At 73.6% G+C, this 18,512-nt stretch carries 17 protein-coding genes; 9 read left to right on the top strand and 8 right to left on the bottom strand.

From position 1 onward, the window contains the following. From ACWEQL_RS32705 to ACWEQL_RS32685, 5 genes are all read right to left on the bottom strand, one after another. Window positions 1-581 (bottom strand): hypothetical protein (locus tag ACWEQL_RS32705; protein ID WP_452153994.1); only part of this gene is annotated, 581 nt, incomplete at its 3' end. A 116-nt stretch (window positions 582-697) separates the two neighbouring features. Then, window positions 698-937, bottom strand: a complete 240-nt coding sequence (locus ACWEQL_RS32700) for a hypothetical protein (protein ID WP_452153993.1) — start codon at window positions 935-937, stop codon at window positions 698-700. Between the two features lie 18 nt (window positions 938-955). Next, a complete protein-coding gene (locus ACWEQL_RS32695) occupies window positions 956-1,366 on the bottom strand; it encodes a hypothetical protein (RefSeq protein ID WP_452153992.1) in 411 nt (136 codons plus the stop codon). Window positions 1,367-1,397: 31 nt separating this feature from the next. Next, the gene (locus ACWEQL_RS32690; RefSeq protein ID WP_452153991.1) at window positions 1,398-2,690 is read right to left on the bottom strand and encodes a hypothetical protein; all 1,293 of its coding nucleotides are present in this window, start codon (window positions 2,688-2,690) and stop codon (window positions 1,398-1,400) included. Window positions 2,691-2,753: 63 nt separating this feature from the next. Further along, on the bottom strand, window positions 2,754-3,575 hold the full coding sequence (locus tag ACWEQL_RS32685) for a hypothetical protein (RefSeq protein WP_452153990.1): 822 nt from the start codon (window positions 3,573-3,575) through the stop codon (window positions 2,754-2,756). Between the two features lie 457 nt (window positions 3,576-4,032). On the opposite strand from ACWEQL_RS32685, the gene ACWEQL_RS32680 reads away from it, so the two are divergent. From ACWEQL_RS32680 to ACWEQL_RS32660, 5 genes are all read left to right on the top strand, one after another. Beyond that, complete coding sequence (locus tag ACWEQL_RS32680) at window positions 4,033-6,591, top strand: hypothetical protein (protein WP_452153989.1); 2,559 nt, start codon at window positions 4,033-4,035, stop codon at window positions 6,589-6,591. Continuing rightward, window positions 6,588-7,676, top strand: a complete 1,089-nt coding sequence (locus ACWEQL_RS32675) for a ComEC/Rec2 family competence protein (RefSeq protein WP_452153988.1) — start codon at window positions 6,588-6,590, stop codon at window positions 7,674-7,676. The genes ACWEQL_RS32680 and ACWEQL_RS32675 overlap by 4 nt, the downstream gene beginning before the upstream one ends. 2 nt (window positions 7,677-7,678) lie before the next feature. After that, window positions 7,679-9,076 carry a patatin-like phospholipase family protein gene (locus tag ACWEQL_RS32670; RefSeq protein ID WP_452153987.1) on the top strand — a complete coding sequence of 466 codons (1,398 nt, stop codon included), beginning with the start codon at window positions 7,679-7,681 and terminating at the stop codon, window positions 9,074-9,076. A gap of 225 nt (window positions 9,077-9,301) precedes the next feature. Further along, window positions 9,302-10,273, top strand: a complete 972-nt coding sequence (locus ACWEQL_RS32665; RefSeq protein ID WP_452153986.1) for an aldo/keto reductase — start codon at window positions 9,302-9,304, stop codon at window positions 10,271-10,273. A 16-nt stretch (window positions 10,274-10,289) separates the two neighbouring features. After that, window positions 10,290-10,880, top strand: a complete 591-nt coding sequence (locus ACWEQL_RS32660; protein ID WP_452153985.1) for a hypothetical protein — start codon at window positions 10,290-10,292, stop codon at window positions 10,878-10,880. 91 nt (window positions 10,881-10,971) lie between these two features. Here the strand turns inward: ACWEQL_RS32660 and ACWEQL_RS32655 are convergent, their stop codons facing one another. Both ACWEQL_RS32655 and ACWEQL_RS32650 read right to left on the bottom strand, forming a co-directional pair. Continuing rightward, a complete protein-coding gene (locus ACWEQL_RS32655; RefSeq protein ID WP_452153984.1) occupies window positions 10,972-11,934 on the bottom strand; it encodes a hypothetical protein in 963 nt (320 codons plus the stop codon). 162 nt (window positions 11,935-12,096) lie between these two features. Next, window positions 12,097-13,062 carry a molybdopterin-dependent oxidoreductase gene (locus ACWEQL_RS32650; RefSeq protein WP_452153983.1) on the bottom strand — a complete coding sequence of 322 codons (966 nt, stop codon included), beginning with the start codon at window positions 13,060-13,062 and terminating at the stop codon, window positions 12,097-12,099. A gap of 147 nt (window positions 13,063-13,209) precedes the next feature. Between ACWEQL_RS32650 and ACWEQL_RS32645 the strand changes: the two genes are divergently transcribed. Continuing rightward, the gene (locus tag ACWEQL_RS32645; RefSeq protein WP_452153982.1) at window positions 13,210-13,605 is read left to right on the top strand and encodes a hypothetical protein; all 396 of its coding nucleotides are present in this window, start codon (window positions 13,210-13,212) and stop codon (window positions 13,603-13,605) included. Window positions 13,606-13,766: 161 nt separating this feature from the next. Beyond that, window positions 13,767-14,963: an alpha/beta hydrolase family protein gene (locus tag ACWEQL_RS32640; protein ID WP_452153981.1), complete on the top strand. Its 1,197-nt coding sequence runs from the start codon at window positions 13,767-13,769 to the stop codon at window positions 14,961-14,963. A 95-nt stretch (window positions 14,964-15,058) separates the two neighbouring features. On the opposite strand, the gene ACWEQL_RS32635 is transcribed toward ACWEQL_RS32640, so the two are convergent. Continuing rightward, a complete protein-coding gene (locus ACWEQL_RS32635) occupies window positions 15,059-17,044 on the bottom strand; it encodes a calcium-binding protein (protein ID WP_452153980.1) in 1,986 nt (661 codons plus the stop codon). 379 nt (window positions 17,045-17,423) lie between these two features. On the opposite strand from ACWEQL_RS32635, the gene ACWEQL_RS32630 reads away from it, so the two are divergent. Beyond that, on the top strand, window positions 17,424-18,056 hold the full coding sequence (locus tag ACWEQL_RS32630; RefSeq protein ID WP_452153979.1) for an AAA family ATPase: 633 nt from the start codon (window positions 17,424-17,426) through the stop codon (window positions 18,054-18,056). A 163-nt stretch (window positions 18,057-18,219) separates the two neighbouring features. Then, window positions 18,220-18,512: hypothetical protein (locus tag ACWEQL_RS32625; protein ID WP_452153978.1), on the top strand; the 293-nt coding region annotated here is incomplete at its 3' end.

Below are 18,512 nucleotides of genomic sequence, written 5' to 3'. Positions count from 1 at the left end.
GGGGGGGGGGGGGGGGCGGCGCCCCCCGCCCCGACGGCACCCCCGGACGTATCGCCGGACGCACTGCCGGACGCACCTCCCGACATGCCGCCCGACATGCCGCCGCCTCCGGACGCGGCCTGGGCCGCGGCCGCCTGACGACGGTGCAGCTCGCCCTCCAGCGCCTCCAGGTACGCGTGGGTGGCCGCGTACGCCGGATCGGCCCGGGGGTGGGAGAGCACCCAGTCGCGCGCGTGCCCGTACTCGGCGTCCAGGTCGGCGTCGGTGAGCAGCGCCGGATCCCGCGGCCGCGGCCGCGCGGTCTCCATCCGGACGGGCTTGAGCGCACCGCCGCCGTCGTACGAGGGCACCCGGTAGACCCGCTCGGTGCCGGCGATCCGGTCGCGGTCCAGGGGTTCCCCGGCCTCGGCCGGGCGGGCCGGTTCCCGGCCCACCACCACCGAGGCCAGCTGGCTGCGGGCCAGCCTGATCCGGTCGGCGAGCGCCTCCTCGACAACTCGTCCGAGTTCCTCCAGATCCGCTGCCGACGGCTGTCCGACGACCGACACCGTGATCGGGAAGTGGCACGATATCCGCGGCATCCCCGTTCCTCGGATCCCTCAGGGGGCTCGTGTCCGGCTCGTGTCCGCCCGGGCCCCGGAGCAGGGCGAAGCACCTGCCCGGCGAAACGCCGGTGCGACGAAGCGCCTGCGCCTGCTCAGCGGAACGCCTGGAAGAGCTGTTCCCAGACTCCTTCCTCGATGGCCTGCCTGACCTCCGGTCCGATGTCCCCCGTCAGCACCACGTGGATCGGGAAGTAGTAGTGGACCTCGGCCCCGGAACGGGCCGAGACGGCCGCCTCCGAGCCGGGTGCCGGGACGACCCGGTCGCCCTCGTGCACCTCGATCAGTCCGGCGCGTTCGACGGACTCCGTGTACTCCTGGTCCGGTTCCGGCATGGGTCCTCCGTCCACGGGTCAGCCGCCGGCCTTGGCCTTGGGCACGGTGTCCAGGCAGATGCAGTTGAAGGTCGTGGTGGGCACCCCGTCGATCACGATGGTGCTGGCGACGGAGGTGATGTAGCAGCCGTTGAAGGCGATGTTGTCGAACGCCCAGTCCGAGCCCTTCGCCTGCTGGACCGCGATGGTGAAGCTGGTGTGGGACATCGCCATACCGGTCAGCGTGGCCACCACGGTGCCGATCGCCTTGACCGCCATGGTGAAGGTGAACGCCTTGGGCTGGACGATGTACGCGACGTTGTCCGCCTCCAGTGAGTGCAGCGGCTGCACCGGGACGTTGAAGGTCGGGTTGAACGAGTCGATGGGCGTCACCGGGGCGCTGTTCAGCATCACGGTCAGCCGGGTGTCCCACTTCAGGGCGTCGGGCATGGTCTCTCACTTCCCTCTGACTCGGCTCCGGTCAGCCCGTGAACACGAGGGCGATCTTCAGCCGGTGGATCGCGCCGGCGTAGACCACCTGGACCGTCATGTCGACCGAACGCGCGGCGCGGGCGGTCGCGATCTGCTGCGCCTCGTCCGGATCCGGCTCGTCCTTGTCGAGCAGGGTCAGCAGGGGGATCACGATGGAGAAGTCGTCGATCACCTCCTGTGACACCAGCGGCGAGAGCACCGACTGGACCAGGGTGGCGACCGAGCGCAGGCCCACCCGGGAGATCCGCAGCGTGCCGATGGCCTCGATCAGTGCCGCCTTGACGCGGAAGTTGACGTCGTCGAGCGTGCGGACGATGTCGATGTACTTCTTGTTGCGGCTGGAGTCCGCGGTGTAGCCCTCGCCCAGGTAGAGCGCCTGTCCGGGCAGCAGGACCGGGCTGGTGATCCAGTTGACGAGGTTGCTGTCGTACACGTCGATGTCCGCGTCGGAGAACGCCTCGGTCATGGCGAGGCTGATCGGTTTGAGCAGCATCGAGATGTGCGGGCGGTACCCGGCGATGACGCCTGCGGCGGCGGCCGCCGCGTCCTCCTCGGACTTGTGGGCGATCAGCACCATCCGTTCGCTCTTGACCGCCCCGTTGATCAGCGGCACCGCCGTGGCGGCGTCCAGGGTGCGGTCGATCATGGCGACGCCCATGCGTTCCTTGCCGTCGCCCAGGTCGGCGGTGACGTGCCCGGCCAGCTTGTCGAGCGTCGTCTTGTTGGCAGTGTTGAGCGGGGTGTTGGCCAGCACCACGAGCTGCACGTTGAGCTTCTCGACCGCGTCCAGCGCGCCCTCCCAGTCGGGCGCGTCCCGGTCCACCGGTACGGCCCAGACCTTGGTCGGGGACGGTGACTGGCGGAAGGCGATCCGCACCGCCCTGACGAGTTCGGTGTCCCCGTCGGGCACCTCCCGGACCTCCGTCCCGCGCTCCCGGGCCTCGGTCAGGACGGGGTCGAGCGTGAGCTCGAAGTGCTCCCCGGCCGGCGCCGAGGCGGTCACCTTCCGTGGCTTCGAGTCGGCGTCCCTGCCGATGCGCACGACGGTGTCCTCGTGGACGTCCGCCTCCACGAACACCGTCGCGCCGGCGGCCGCGTCGGCGGCCAGCACGGTGCTCCCGGCCAGGACGGCGGCGCTGTCCGTCGGGTCGCTGAAGGGCCGCGGGGGTCCGGCCGCCGCGAACCCGCCGCCCCTGCCGATGATCGCGATGTCCCCGAACGCCCGGACGGCGGGGGCGAACAGGTCGCTGGTCGCGGTGACATCGATGTACTTGACCGCCATCGACCGCTCCTTACCTGAGGCCTGACGGTGGGATAGCTGGGATGGGTCATTGTCCGGATGTGCTCAATCGGCGTCCTCGAACGCGGTCACGAAGCCTTCGGCGGCCAGCAGGTCGGAGATCTGCCGGGCGGTGCCCGGGGCTTCGGGGAAGGCGAGCGCCCCGGCGGGGAAGACCGCCAGCCACGCACCGGCGGCCAGCAGTGGCCCGCCCTCGTACTCGTCGGGTCGCGGGCGCGAGTCGTCCTGCGCCCGCCGGCACTGGACCAGCCGGCGCAGTGCGGCGGCGAGGTCCAGTTCGGGGAAGAACAGCACCGAGACGCGCAGCCGGTAGGTGCGGCCGGGCGCGTTTGGGTCGAAGGGCGGTGGTTCCGTGTAGTGCAGGCGGTACAGCCGGGGGAACTGCTCCTGCAGCTCCCGGAGGTCGGTGACCTGGGCGCGGCGCATCAGCTCCGCGAGGTCGAGGAAGGCGAACCGGGCGGCGAACTCCTCCTCGGACAGGCCCGAGAGGTCCTCGGAGTCGAAGGACTCCAGGGCGCCGCCGGCCAGCTCGACCCTGGCCGTGACGACCGTGTCGAGGGCCAGGTCGATCCAGTGCGGCGGCGAGGCCACGGGGATCTCCACGACGGCGCGGGCCTGCGCGGTGTCCGGCAGCAGCTTCTCCCAGCTGCCCCGGACGGTCAGCGGCGCGCTCACCGGGACCTGGAAGTCGGCCGCCGAGACCTTGACCGAGTCCACGAACCGAACCTCCAGCAGGCTCGGTTCGTAGACCGCCGCCAATAACGACCGCAGCCGGGTCCGGTCCGGATCGTCCTCGGGCTCCAGCAGTCGGCGCACCCGGGCGGGATCCAGATACCGGATCATCAGCTGATCGGAGAAGCTGGTCATGGTGCTTCCAGCGCGCAGCACGGGATTCTCACGAGGGCACGCCGCCCCACGCCGACGGGTCGGGTCTCACGTCGGTGTCGGGTCCGGCGCGGGAGCGCGCCGCTCATACGGGGCACCTCGTCCGGAGGGCACGGACGGGCGACGCTCCGGACGAGATGTTCTCCCTCCACCCTACGCCGTTCGGGTGAGGACGGCACCCACCGGGCGCCGGGGCGATCGCGCGCCGGGCAGCCGGTGACGCCTCCTCAACGCGGGGTCGGCCCGGGCTCCTTCCCGCGGACGGCCCCAGGTGTTCACCGGTTCAACGATCAGCGCGTCAATCCTTCCGAACCGGACGCCCGGCCTCCGACGATCCGGCCGAACCGTGGCACAGTGGAGAGGTCGGGAGACCGGCCCGGGTCCGTGGACGCCCGCCCGTCGGAGCCCGATGACGAGGTCTCCCCCGACGAGGTCTCCCATGACGAAACCGCACGACATCCTCTCCATCACCCCGGAGGCCTTGGCGGCCGCGGGCCTGGCGGACCGGCCCGACCGCGCCCGGCCGCCCTGGAGCCCGACGTCCGGCCACGGCGCCCCGGGCGTGTCCGGGGAGGACCGGTGGGACTGGCGGTGGCCCCCCGAGCTGACCCGGCTCGTCGGCGACCCGGACCGGCAGGAGGCCCTGGCGGACACCTGGACCACGTACGTCCACGGGGCTCCCCCGGTACGGCTCGCCCTGCACGGCGTGGCGCCCGTCGACCGCCACCCGCTGGTGACGCGGTTAGGACGGCTGCGCCCCGCGGTCGGGGCCGTCTTCATCGCGGACGAGACCCTGGAGCCCGAGCCGCCCCGGCACCGGCCCCTGCGGCTCGCCATGACGGCCGACACCGCCGGGGCCCTCCTCGCCCGACCGCACCACGGCGAGTGGACCGGCCCGGACATCGACGCCTACGTCCTCGGTGACCAGGACGTGGACTACGACGTCCTCGCCGTCACCGGCACGGCGGACCTCCTCCTGCTGGCGCACGGGGACGGCCGCAGCGCCACCTGCCTGGTCTGGTGCTCCCCGCAGCCCCCCGACCGGGAGCAGCTGCTCCGGCTCGACGAGGCGGCACGCGACCTCGGTGCCTCCGCCTGGATCGTCGCCGACCTCTCCGCGACCGATTCCGCCGGCTGGCTCGGGCGGCTCGTCCGCGCGCTGTCCGACGACGTCGCCCTGGACGAGGCGGCGGACCGCGCGGGCTCGTGGCTGACGGTGGCCCACCCGGAGCTCACCGGGCGCCTCACGGCGCCCGTCCGGGCCACGGCGGCCGGTGCCCCGGGGGACGTCCCGAGGACGACCGGGGTGACGCCCGGCCGGGCCGGCGCCCGGCATCTCCAGGCACACGTCAGCGACCAGGAGACGGGCGCCCGGCGCCGGAGCGCGTTCCGTGCCGGCGCCGTCAACGACGTCCACGTCCGCGTCGGCCCGGGCAGCGCCGAATGGCACGCGCTGGCGGCGGAGTTCCCCGAGCACCGGCTGGAGTTCCCCGGCGGCGAGGCACGTCTGCTGGTCACGTTCGACGAGGACCGGGACATGGCGTACCGTCACGAGCCCCTGGGGATCACCCTCCCGCTGCGCGGCGCGTCCAGTGAGGCCGTCTTCCCCGTCACCGTCGGCCCGGACGAGCGGGAGATCCGGTGCACGGCCCGCGTCTACCACGAGAACCGGCAGTTGCAGCGCCTGGAGATCACCGGTCCGGTCGGTACGGCCGACGAGGCCGTCGCCGGCCGGGAGATCACCGTTCACGGCGAGGCGTTCGGCCCCCTGGCGGATCCTCCGCGCCCGCACCACGGCGCCCCCACGGCGCTGATCCGGATCACCGACGACGACGAGGCCGTGATCAGCACGGGCGAGGGCGTCAGCACGGCACGGATCCCGGACCTCGACCAGGTCAGGGCCAGGATCCGGGAGCACCTCGACAGCGCGGTGGCCGCGGACTCCCTCGCCGTGGAGCCCGGCCTCCCGCCGCCGGAGCGGCTGCTGTCCCGCCTCGCCCAGCAGGGCAGCGCCCTCTTCGACCGGCTGGAGGCGATGGGCCACGGCGCGCTGAAGGACGTCGGATTCCTCCAGGTGGTGTCGGCGGAGGCGGCCGAGCTCTGGCCCCTGGAGTTCGTCTACGACTACGGCTACCCCCGGGACGGCGCCCGGCTCTGCACCGGGTGGAGGCGCGCCCTGGAAACCGGCTCCTGCTCCTGCCGCCGTCCGGACCGCCCCACCGTCGACGGCCGCAGGACGATCTGCCCCCTGGGATTCTGGGGCCTGCGCATGGTGATCGAGCGGCGGGTGGAACGCGCCCGGCTCGACCGGTCCGTCGTCGAAGCGGCCCCACCGGACGCCTTCAGCACCCTGCGCCCGGTGGACAGCGTGCTCTTCGCGGCGAGCGGCGTCGTCCGTCCGGCGGACCGCGCGGCGACGACCGAGGCCCTGCGGGACTCGTTCGGGGCGCAGGGTCTGCACATCGCCACCAGCTGGCGGGGGTGGCGCGAGCTGGTCCGGACGCGAAGTCCCGCCCTGCTGCTGGCCGTTCCCCACAACGCGCGCGACGAGGGGGACACCCCCGTCCTGCAGATCGGCCCGCGGGGACGGCCCAGCGAACTGCCGTCGGTCCAGATCTCCCGCCTGCACATCGTGTCCGAGCTGCACGGCGGCGGGAACGGCCCCATCGTCATGCTGCTCGGCTGCAACACCGCCCAGGAGGACGTCCGATGGCAGAACGTGGCCGCGAAGTTCCTCCAGGAGAGCGCCCCGGTCGTGGTGGGCACGCTCGTCCCGACGCTGGGCCGCCAGGCGACGGTGATGGCGAGCGCCGCCGCCGTGATGCTCGCCGAGGACCCCGGCGGCGGACGGAGCATCGGCGAGCTGGTGCGCGACATCCGGCGGCGGCTGCTCGTCCTGGGACACACCCTCGCCATGGCGGTCGTGGCCTTCGGTGACGCGCGCTGGCTCGTCGGGAGCCGGCAGCCCGCCGTGAACCATCAAGGGGGTCGGCCGTGATCACCGTCGAGATGCTGCCCGCCGCGCACGGCGACGCGCTGTGGATCGAGTGGCCCGGGCGGGCGGCGAAGGTCCACCGCATGCTGGTCGACGCGGGACCGAACACGACCTACCGGGCCGTCCTCGACCGGGTCCGGGCCCTGCCCGCACGCCGGCGCCACCTGGACGTCCTGGTCGCGACCCACGTGGACGCCGATCACATCGAGGGCGTGATCCGCCTCCTCCAGGACCGCGCCGCGCTGAGGCTCACCATCGGCGACGTCTGGTTCAACGGCTGGCCGCAGATCCAGGGCGACACCGACCTGCTCGGGGCCGACCAGGGCGAGATGCTCCAGGCGCTGATCAACGGCCAGCACCTGCCCTGGAACGTCGGGTTCCACCCCGGCCGAACGAACGCGCCCGCCGTCTGCCTCCCGGACCGGGGAGCCCTGCCCACCGCCGAGCTGCCGGGCGGCGCCCGGGCGACCCTGCTCTCCCCCGGCAGGAAGGAACTGGCCTCCCTGCGACGGGAATGGGCCAGGGTCCTGAAGGACCTCGGCGTCACGCCCGGGAAGCCCGAGGAGGCCCTGGAGCGCCTGGCCCGGCGCAAGAACCTCCGGGGCCTGGCCGACGACCTCCTCGGCCGCGAACGCACCGACGGGTCCGTTCCGAACGGTGCGAGCATCGCCTTCCTGCTGGAACACCACGAGCACCGCCTGCTGCTCACCGGCGACGGCCACGCACAGGTCCTCGAACGAGGGCTGGACCGCCTGTTGGGGCAGCGCGGCGAGGAGCGGCTGGCGGTCGGCGCCCTCAAGGTCCCGCACCACGGCAGCGCCGCCAACATCACGAACGGCCTGCTCGCCCGGCTCGACACCCGCCGCTTCCTGATCTCGACCAACGGCGACCGCTTCGACCACCCCGACGCGGAGGCGATCGAACGTCTCCTCGCCGCGGCGGGCGACCGGGCCGGGCCGCCCGAGCTCGTGTTCAACTACCGCAGCCGTACGACCGGGCTGTGGGCCGACCCCGCGCAGCAGCGCGACCGCCGCTACACCGCGGTGTACCCGGACACCCCGGCGGCGGGAACCACGGTGGAGGTGTGACCATGACCAGCATCGGCGTGGCCCTGTCCGGTGGCGGCTACCGCGCCACCATGTGGGGCATCGGCGCCCTGATGTACCTCGCCGACGCCGGGAAGCACCGGGACGTGGTGGCGATCTCCTCGGTGTCCGGCGGCTCGGTGGCCAACGGCGTGGTCGCCCACGAGACCGACTTCCGCCGCGACCCCGGCGACGGCTTCGCGCGGCGCGTCCGTCCGCTGATCCGGCACTGCGCCCACACGGGCCTCTTCTTCTGGGGCCCTTCGACCAACCGGTACGTGATCTCGCTCTTCGCCCTCACCGGCATCGCCGGTGCGGTCCTGCTCGCCGGGGTGGTCGCCACCGCGGTCGACGGGCTCCGCGCCCTCTCCGGCTCCCTCCTCGGAGCGGGCCTGCTGCTGCTCGCCGGCGCGCTGTTCGTCTTCCAGCGGCGCAGCGGCGTGGTGGACCGGGCACTGGCGCGCGAGCTCTTCCACCACGACGGTGTCCCGACCGCCCTGGGCGACGTGCGGCGCTCGGTCGACCACGTCTTCTGCGCCACCGAGTTGCAGAGCGGCGACCACTTCTACTTCTCCCCCGGGTTCGCCTACGGCTTCCGGTTCGGCACCGGCGTCCCGGGCGACCTTCGGCTCTCCACCGCGGTCCAGTCCTCGGCCTGCCTGCCGGGGGCGTTCGCCGTCCGGCGGCTCCCCACCGCCCGCCACCGCTTCGTCCCGCCGGGCACGGGCGTTCCCGCCGCGCCGCCCGCCACCCTGGTGCTCACCGACGGCGGGGTGTACGACAACATGGCCGACCAGTGGCTGGTCGGGCTGGCCGACCGGGTCCGGCGTCCCGGCGCACCGCCCGCGCACGGCGAGGTCGACGAGATCGTCGTGGTCAACGCCTCGGCCGGGATGACCTGGGATCCGTTCCCCGCCTCACGGCTGCCCGTGGTCGGCGAACTGGCCGCGCTGAACCGCGTCAGGAACGTGATGTACGACGTCTCCACCAGTCACCGGCGCAGCGGTCTGGTGCGCTCGTCCGGGGCGGCGGCGAGGAGCGGCGGCCCGGTGAGCGCCCTGGTCCACATCGCGCAGTCCCCGTACCGGGTGGCCGACGCGTACGCCGGCGCCGGGGAGTTCGGGCCGGACGCCGCCGCCCGCGCCGCCCGCGCCAAGGAGGTGCTCGCGCTGCTCGGCGACGACGCGGAGCACCGGGCCGTGTGGCAGGACCGGGCGGACCGCAGCCGTCGCACCGGGACGGTGCTGCGCAGGCTGGGCGCCGACACCACCGCGGATCTGCTGTTCCACGCCTACACGCTCACCGCCTGCAACCTGCACGTCCTGTTCGGCCACCCCCTGCCGGCCGCCCTGCCGGACCGCGGGTACTTCGCCGACCTCGTCGGTCCTCCCGGCCGGAGCTGACCCGCGCCGGGCCCGGCACCGGACGCCGACCGAACGGCCGGTAGTATCGGTTTCCGCACTGACTACCGGTCAAGTGTGCGCATTTCCTTGAAGGTTACTGTCCGTGGGCGTCCGCCGCCCCTCAGGTGGCGACGACGTGGGAAGTCGCGCCGAGCCGCGCCCCCTGCGCCTACTCTCCGTACCGGAACCGACCACCGGAACCGGTAAGAATCCAGAAAGCATCCATTGGTCACCATCGCACGCTCCGAACTCGACGTGTTCCCCCTCTGCCTCGGTGGCAGCGTCTTCGGATGGACCGTCGACGAGCGCACGTCCTTCGACGTCCTCGACGCCTACGCCGCCGCGGGCGGGAACTTCATCGACACCGCCGACGCGTACTCCCAGTGGGCCCCCGGGAACACCGGCGGGGAGTCCGAGTCCATCCTCGGCGACTGGCTCGCCTCGCGCGGCGGCCGGGACCGCTTCGTCATCGCCACCAAGGTGGGCCGGCTGAACGGCCTGTCCGGGCTCACGGCGAAGGTGATCCACCAGGCGGTGGAGGGTTCCCTGCGCCGCCTGCGGACGGATCACATCGACCTCTACTACACGCACGCCGACGACCCCGACACTCCGCTCGAAGAGACCCTCACCGCCCTGGACGCGCTGATCACCGCGGGGAAGGTGCGCCACATCGGCGCCTCCAACATCGGCGGCGCCCGACTGGCCGAGTCCCTGGAGACCTCCCGGCGTTCGGGGCTCGCCTCCTACGTGGCGGTCCAGCCGCCCTACAACCTCATGGAACGCGAGCCCTTCGAGAGCGGGATCGCCCCGGTCTGCGAACGCGAGGAGGTCTCCTGCGTCCCGTACTTCGCCCTGGCCCAGGGCTTCCTGACGGGCAAGTACCGGGAGGGCGGACCCGCCGTCACCAGCGTCCGCAGCGAGGCGGTACGGCCGTACGGCGAATCGCCCCGCGGCCGCGCGGTGCTGAGCGCGCTGGACACCGTGGCCGCCGAACACGGCACCGCCCCGGCCGCGGTGGCCCTGGCCTGGCTGAGGTCGCGGCCGCACGTGGTCGCCCCGCTCGCCAGCGGCAGAACGCCCGGGCAGCTCGCCGAACTGCTCCCGGGAGCGACCCTGGAGCTCTCCCGGGCCGAGCTCGACGCGCTGGATCTCGCCTCACGGACCGCCACGGCGGATCACCGTGCCCCCCTCGGATGACCGGGAAGTGACCGCCGTGACCCACGCTCCCCACACCGCCGTGATCGGATTCGACGCCCTCAAGTCGTTCATCTCCGTGGCACGCGACGAGTACGAGGCCTGCACCCCGCACGAACCGCCCTCCTGTTTCGCCCTGCTGCTCGGCACCGTGGCCGACGGCGTCGCGGCCGTCACCACGGTCCAGTTCGCGACGAACGTCCGCGCCACCGACCCGATGGCGCTCCAGGAGTTCGAGAGCTCCATAGAGCCGTGCTTCGGGAGCGCCTACCGCAACCCCCGCCGGGGGTTCTGGTGCAGCTCCCGGGACCTGCTCCGCATCCACCGGCAGGCGGAGCGCGACGGGGTCGAGATCCTGGGCTCCGTCCACCTGCATCCCGACTGGCACCGGATCGGCCCGCCGGAGGAGCGGGGGCTGCGAATAAGCGAGGAACCGACACCGATGGACCGCTACATGTTCGACAACAGCCGGTACCCGGTGAACATGATCTGCTACCTGGAGTCCGGCCCTCAGGGGGTTTCCGCCGCACTCGCGGCATGGGGCCCTCCCCCCGAGGGCGAGGCCGCGGCGGAGTGTCCCCGCCTGCGCCTGCGGTTCGACACGGACTGAGCACCGGCGGGAACCCGCGAGGGGCTCCTGTGTGCCGCACCGCGTCCCCCACCCGGCAGGAGCCGGGTGGGGGACCGGGCGCCCCGGCTGGTCAGCCGGCCACCGCGTACAGGCCACGGCCGGTGCGCTGGGCCCGCGAGGCCTTGGCGAGGCGCTCCAGCATCGTGCGCACCGCGTCGACGGCGCCGTCCGTACTGTCGAGCCCGAGGTGCTCGGCCACGTCACGGGCGCGCAGGGGCTGCCCGGCCTGCCGGAGGACACCGAGCACGCTGTCGGAATCGGTCAGCCGCCGGCGCCCCTTCGACGGCTCGTCCGCCGCCCGGTCGGCCGCGGCCGGTGCCGCCTTCGCCCGGCTCGGCTTCCCGGCCGGGGCCGAGGTCTTCGCGGTGGCCTTGGTGGCCTTGGCCGCCGAACGCGGTGCGGACTTCTTCGCGGGCGCGGCCGGCGCCTGCTCGGTGTCCTGCCCGGGTGCGTCCTGCGGCCCGGCGCTCGGGGCGGCGGCGGGCTTCGCGGCCGCCCGGCCCTTACCGGCGGCCGCCTTCCTCGGGGCCGTCTTCCCGGCCGCGGTCTTCTTCTCCGCGGTCTTCTCGGCCGTTGCCTTCTTCGCAGCCGTCCTCTTCGCCGCGGCCTTCGTCGCCACCTTCTTCGCCGGCGTCGCGGGCACGGCGGCGGGAGCGGCGGCCCGGTCGTCAGCGGCCTCGGTCTCGACGGCTTCGACGGCCTCCGCGGCCTCGACGGCTTCCGCGACCTTGACGGGCTCCGCGGCCTCGACGGCCTCGACGGACGCCGCAGGCTCGTCCTGAGCGGCGGGCTCCGCGTCGGCCGGCTGCACCGGTGCGGCGGGCGCTTCCTCCTCCACCTCGCCGAGCAGCGCGTCCGACAGGGCGGTCAGGCCCTCCAGCACCGCCACCATCGCGTTCTCCTGCGCGATGACGGCCGCCAGCCGCTCCTCCAGCCTCGTGCGCTCCTCCCGCACGGCCGGCAGCCGCGTCTCGATGAGTGCCCGCGTCGATCCCACACCGCTGTCCGCGCCGAACGTGTGTCCGCTTCCCACAAGCACTCCCCTGGCGTCAACTGTTGGTCGTGCCATCGAATGTACGGCGGACGGACCACGCCCGTACGGCATTACCGCAAAATCCCGGCACCCACCGCGGTACCGCGGCCCGCACCGACACCACAACGCACGACCCACACCCGAGGCGTTCGGCGCTCCCGGTCACCGTCCGGCCGGTGGATCGCCGGCCTCGGCGATGACGTGGATCTCGTGGACGGCGTTGCGGTCGCCGGTGAGCGGCTGGACGCGTCCGGCGGAGTCGGTGGCGCGGCAGCGGATGCGGTGCGGGCCGGGGGTGAGGTCGTACCGGAGGCGGAAGCGCTGCCATGTCGGGTCCGGGCCGCGGCGGTCCAGTGCGGCGGGCCGCCAGTCGGCGTCGTCCACGGCGATCTCGACGGACGTCACCTCGGTGGAACTCCAGGCGTAGCCCGCCAGTTCGCAGCCGCCGGCGGGGACGGTACGCCCGTCGCCCGGGGTGAACAGCTTGCTGCTGACGTCCTTCTCGCGGACCGGCCGGGCCTCGCGCTCGCCGGGCCGGACCCGGGTGTAGAGGCGAGTGGTGAAGAGGTGGTCGGGGCGGTCGGCGGCCAGCACGATCCGGTTCAGCCACTTGACCGAGTTGGTGCCGAACATCCGGGGTGCCACGGCCCGCAGCGGGTAGCCGTGGTCGGGGCGCAGCGGTTCGCCGTTCATGGTGTGCACGAGGACGACCTCGCCGCCCGCCTGCTCAAGGGGCAGGTCCTTGAGGTAGTTCAGGCCGGTCTCCCCGGCGAAGTCACCGGTGTCGGCGCCCTCCATCCAGACGTGCCGGGCCTGCGGGAGCGGGCCGGCGAGTGCGAGGACGGCGGCGAGCGGGACGCCCGTCCACTCCACGTTGGTGACGACGCGCGTGGGCACGTCGGGGCGCAGCGGGTTGCCGAAGCACTCGTGGACGGCGGTGAAGCGGGTCTGCGGCAGGCCCAGGAGGGTCGGGAGGTCCAGCCGCAGCGGCCGTTCCGACAGACCCCCGACGGTGAGCGACCAGGTCGCCGGGTCGAGCTCCGGGTGCGGCCCGAGGTGGTTGCGGACGAAGACGTCGTCGACCGGTGTGAGAAAGCGGTCGGGTGTCTGCGGATCGGTCCTGATCATCGGTCACTCCCCCGTGTGTGAGGCGCTGTCGCGCGCGGTCGACTGTACACGGAGGGAGTGGCGCGGCCCGGCGGCGGAGGGGGCGCTCCCGGGGGCACTCCACCGGCGGGCATGCCGTCGGGACCGCCATCGGGCATGCCGTCGGGGATGCCCTCCGGCGCGCCGGGCGGGGCCGGAGGGACCCAGGACCTCACCCCGCAGGACGACAAGCGCTACCTGCGCGGGGCCCAGGTGACCGACAAGGACGGCATCGTCGAGTTCACCACCATCTGGCCGGGCTGGTACCGCGGACGCACGGTGCACATCCACGTGATGGTGCACGTCGGCGACGAGCGCACCCTCACCACCCAGCTGATGATGGACGAGACGCTCAACGCGGCGGTCTTCACCCAGCAGCCCTACGCGGCGCACACCGGCCGCGACACCTTCAACGACGGCGACGGCATCTACCGGCCGAGCATGCTCCTCAGGATCACCGAGGACGGCGACGGCCACCTCGGTGTCATCAGCCTCGCGGTCGACCCCGACCACGACGGCACGTAGCCCGGGTGGACGCGCCGCCCCGCCTCGGATCACCACCGCGAGGTGGACGCGATGCGGGCCCTGCGGCGTACCGGAGGGCCCCGCCGGTCCGCCTCGCGGCGTACGCCCCGTCCGACCGCGGGGCGACGTTCCGCCGCACGCGCGCGACCTAACGTGGCGTCATGCCGAAGACCAGCCGGTGGCGGACCGCCACCCTGTTCACCCTGCCCGCCGCGCTCCTGCTCACCGCCACCGGACCGGCCGCGGCCGTCACCGGATCACCGGGCGGGGCGCCCGCCGCAGTGTCCGCGGCCTCCCAGGAGGCCGACCGCGCCGCCGGACCGCGTGTCCCGGCGCCCACCTCTCACCGTCCGGTCGGAACCGCCACCGTCCGTCTGGTCGATCACGCCCGGCCGGACCCGTGGCGGGCGGACCGCCCGTCGCGGGAGCTGATGGTGACCCTCCGGTACCCGACCCGCTCCGCACGCGGATCCCACCCGCCCTACCTGTCGCCGGAGTTGTCCCGGGCGCTGTACGGCGGGCTCGTCGAACCGAGCACGGTGCGGACCAACGCCTCGGCGGGTGCGCCGCCCGCCCCCGGCCGTCACCCCCTGGTGGTCCTGTCCCCGGGCTTCGCGATGAGCCGCACCTCGCTCACCGCGCTCGCCGAGGACCTCGCCGCCCGGGGCTACGCGGTGGCCGCCGTCGACCACACCCACGAGACCTCGGTGCAGTTCCCCGACGGACGGATCGACCCGTGCCTGGCCTGCGGGCAGGAGGACGGGAGCACGGAGTTCGGTGCCCGGGTCTCCCGCATCCGGGCCGCCGACCTCCGGTTCGTGATCGACCGGCTCACCGACCCGAATCGCGCCCCGGTCCGCGGCCTCACCGTCGACCCGGGGCGGATCGCCGCCGTCGGTCACTCGATCGGCGGGGCCGGCGCCCTGGAGGCGATGCGCCAGGACCGGCGGATCCGCGCGGCCGTCAACCTGGACGGCACCATCTGGATCCCGCCCGTGGACGACCGCTCCCGCCCGGTCCTGCTGTTCAGCGCCAACCTGGGCGGAGCGCCCGAGGCGGTCGCCAACTGGGAGGAGAGCTGGAACCGCCTCTCCGGCCCGCGCTACTGGGTGGACCTTCCCAAGGCCGGCCACCTGTCCTTCTCCGACGCCCACTGGCTGCTGGACGCCTTCGGCCTGCGCGACCGGCAGCCGCCGGACACCGCCGCCCACGACTACGGGACCATCCGCGGCGTCACGGCGCTCGCCGAGACCCGGGCCTACGTCGGCGCCTTCCTCGACCGTCATCTGCGCGGCAGGTCGGCACCGCTGCTGGACGGTCCGTCGGCCGCCCACCCGGACGTGCGGTTCGCCAAGTAGGCGCGTCCGCGGGCCCCGGTGGTGGCAGATGACCGCGGCGCGGCACCGCTCGTGTGCCGCGCCGTGAGGGGCGTCCGCCCAGGCCCGCGAGACCGCTACGGGCAACTGACGACCGTGTCGCCGGCCGTGGCGGTGCAACTGTCGAAACCGGAGCCGCCGTTCAGCGTGTCGGTGCCCGGACCGCCGTTCAGCGAGTCGTTGCCGATACCGCCGCTCAGCCGGTCGTTCCCGAGGCCGCCGAGGAGCGTGTCGTTGCCGGACCCACCGTCGACCGTGTCGTTCCCGGACCCGGCGTAGACGGTGTCGGTGCCGTTGCCCGCGGTGATGGTGTCGTTGCCGCCGAGCCCGCAGATGACGTCGTTGCCGCCGGTACCGACGATGGTCTCGCCGTTGGCGGTACCGACGATCGTGCAGCCATGGGCGTTGTTGACGCCGGTGGTGGCCGTGGCGGTGTTGTCGGCCGGGGCGGGGTCGCTCTGGGCGGCGCCGACGGTGGCGGTGCCGGTCAGGGTGCCGGTGGCACGGGGTTCGACGGTCACGGTGACGGTGGTGCTGGCGCCGGCCGCGAGGCTGCCGAGCGCGCAGCTCGCGCCGGTGGCGGTGGTGGTGCAGCTGCCCTGGCCGGGCACCGCCGAGAGCAGGGCGGCCGGACCGGTGAGGGTGTCCGACAGGGTGACGCCGGTGGCGGCCTGGCCGGCGCTCCGGTTGGTGACCGTCACCGTGTAGGCCGGGGTGTCGCCGATGCTGGTGGTGGCCGGGCCCGTCATGGTGACCGACAGGTCCACCCCGGCGGGCGTGCCGGCGCCGCCGTCGTAGCGGGCGAGGGCCACGTCGGCGTTGCTGAGGCCGGCCGCGACGATCCGGCCGTCCGGCTGGACCGCGGTGCCGAGCGCCTGGTCGAAGCCCCCGCCGAAGTCGGTGGTCACCCTGCCGTCGCCGCTGAAACCGGTGTCCAGGCCGCCGCCGGAGGTGTAGCGCGCGAGCGCGAAGTCGCTGCCGCCTCCCACCGCGGTGGCACCGACCGCGACGATCGCGCCACCGGGCTGCACCGCGACGCCGTACGCGACCTCACCGCCGCCGAAGTCGGTGGTGACCCTGCCGTCGGTGTCGAAACCGCCGTCGAGGTCGCCGGTGGTGGTGTAGCGGGCCAGCGCGAAGTCATTGCCGGTGTAGCCGGCCGCGACGATCTTCCCGTCGGGCTGCAGGGCCACCGCGTGGGCGAACTCGACGCCGCCGAAGGTGGTGGCGACCTTGCCGTCACCGCTGAAGCCGGTGTCGAGGCCACCGGTGGTGGTGTAGCGGGCGAGGACGAAGTCGTAGTTGGTGCCGGTGCCGGTGTACCCGGCGGCGACGATCTTCCCGTCACCCTGGACCGCCACGGCGCGGGCCGCGTCGGCACCACCGTCGAAGTCGGTCGTCACCCTGCCGTCGGTGTCGAACCCGGTGTCGAGGGTGCCGTCGGCGTTGAGTCGGGCCAGGGCGACGTCACCCCCCGTCAGCCCGGCGGCGACGATCTTCCCGTCACCCTGCACCGCCACCCCGAAAGCGTCGTCGGCGCCGCCGGTGCCGAAGTCGACGACCGCCTTGCCGTCGGTGTCGAAGCCGGTGTCCAGGGAGCCGTCGGTGTTGTACCGGGCCAGCGAGAACCAGCCGAAGCCGCCCTCGGGCACCTCGCTGCGGCCGACCGCCACGATCTTGCCGTCGGCCTGGACGGCGAGGCCGCGCGCCTCGTCCGAGCCGCCGGCGAAGTCGGTCGTCACCTTGCCGCCGGTACCGAACCCGGTGTCCAGGCTGCCGTCCGGGTTGTACCGGGCCAGCGCGAAGTCATCGGTGGCGCCCGCGTACCCGGCCACGACGATCTTGCCGTCGGCCTGGACCACGACACCGCGGGCCTCGTCGGCCCCGCCGCCGAAGTCGGTGGTCACCCTCCCGCCCGTACCGAACGCCGGATCCAGGTCGCCGGGCGCGGCGAACGCCGTCCCGGGGACGGCCAGCGCGAGCAGCAGGCCGGCGGCGGCTGCCGCGCCGGCCCGGCCGAAGCCCGGCCACGGGCCGGACGGGGACTTGGGCAAACGGTCCACTCTGGGTCTCCTCGTCGTCACACCGACCGCCGTGTCCGGCGGCCCTCGTGCCGAGGTCCTCGCGGCGGCGGCGTCTCCTCACGGATGCACCACGCACCCGCCACGCCGGGCCGGCCCCTCGTCCGCGAGGAGCGCCCCACCCCGGAACGTCGGCACACAGCTTCGGGGCGACCCCCGCGGCGGTCCGGCATGCCCGGGCACCGCTGCGCCCACTGGCCGCCGGATTCCACCCCGAGGAGTGACCGCCGCACCGCGGGGCCCCGCCCCGACGCCACCCGACGTCCGCTGAGGCGCGGGGCGGCCGCCCTGGTGCCCGTCGGCGCGGTCACGGCGGGGTGGAGCGGGTGGGACCGCCACCTGTTCGGAGTAGGGTCTCCACATGCTCCTGTGGATCAACGGGCCCTTCGGCGGTGGCAAGACCCAGACCGCGCACGAGATCCGGCGACGCCTCCCCGGCAGTGTCATCTGCGATCCCGAGCATGTGGGGTTCGGGCTGCACCGCATGACGCCGCCCTCGCTACGAGGGGACTTCCAGGACCTTCCGGCCTGGCGGCAGGGCGTCTACGAGGTCCTGGACCGCGCCCTGACCGAGCACAGCGGCGCGGTGATCGTGCCGATGACGGTCGTGGAACCGTCGTACTTCCGTGAGACCGTCGGCCGGCTACGGGAACGTGGCCATGACGTCCGGCACTTCGCGTTGCTCGCCGAACGGGAGACCGTGGTGCGGCGGCTGCGCGAACGCGGCTTCGGTCATGCCGTACGGCTCGTCGCCGGGAAGGACGCCCCGTTGCGCCGGGAGAGCTTCGCCCTGTCGAAGCTCGACCTCTGTCTGGAGCGCCTGCGCGAGGAGGAGTTCGCCCAGCAGCTGTGGACCGACCGGCTCACCGTCCCGCAGGTCGCCGATCGCATCGCCGCCTCCTGCGGACTCGCCCTCGCCCCGAACACCGACAGCACGTCACGGGCGTGGCTACGCCGGGCCTGGACAGGGGTGAAGCACATCCGTTTCGACTGAGCCGGGCAGGACGACGGGCGCTACACCTGGTGGGGCGGTCCGGTACCCGGATGGCGGTACGCCCGCCACCCGTACGCCGATCCCCGGTGGTGGCCCCGCCGGGCGGCGCTTCTCCTGAAAGGGCACCCGGTGGCCGACGGCCACCCGCCCGAGGGAGGAAGCGATGGCGTCGACCCCACCCGAGTCCGGCCCGGACGATCCCGCCGGCGGTGGCGGCCACGGCACCACCCCACCCGGCCGACCACCGGGACCCACCCCACCCGCAGGCGGCACCGGCAGCGGCAACGGGGGCTCAGGCACCGGCAGCAGCAGCGGCAGTAGTAGTAGCGGTTCCGGTGGGAACGAGGCCGAGATCGCCCGCCTGCACGCCCGCCTCGCCGTCCTGGAAACCGGCAAACCCCCCACCAAGGAACACCACCGCCTACGCACCAGCGGCGCCGTCGTCCTCATCATCAT

This window comes from Kitasatospora sp. NPDC004240, from assembly GCF_053603215.1.
The sequence above is the reverse complement of the archived record's forward strand: the minus strand, read 5'-3'. Positions and strand labels throughout refer to the sequence as shown.